The 283-nt window shown below is 69.6% G+C and carries 1 protein-coding gene; it reads left to right on the forward strand.

Annotated features, from left to right (window positions below):
* Window positions 1-283 (forward strand): cation:proton antiporter (locus EN862_RS35865; RefSeq protein WP_193771657.1); only part of this gene is annotated, 283 nt, incomplete at both ends.

The following is a 283-nucleotide window of genomic DNA, read 5'->3' on the forward strand; positions in this document are numbered from 1 at the left end:
CGCTGGTCGTCGCCTTCGCGCTCGCCGCCGTGCTGTCGCCGACCGATGCGGTCGCCGTGTCCTCGATCGTCGACAGGAACGTGGTTCCGGCGCGGCTGATGCACATACTGGAGGGCGAGTCGCTGCTCAACGACGCGTCCGGCCTCGTCATGTTCCGCTTCGCCGTCGCGGCGGCGCTGACCGGCAGCTTCTCTTTGGCCGCTGCGTCGCTGACGTTCCTCTATGCAGTCGCCGCCGGCATCCTGGCCGGCGTGGTGGCGCTGATCGTCGCCGCCAAGACGCT

The organism is Mesorhizobium sp. M2E.F.Ca.ET.219.01.1.1, assembly GCF_004016445.2.
Taxonomy (GTDB): Bacteria; Pseudomonadota; Alphaproteobacteria; order Rhizobiales; family Rhizobiaceae; genus Mesorhizobium.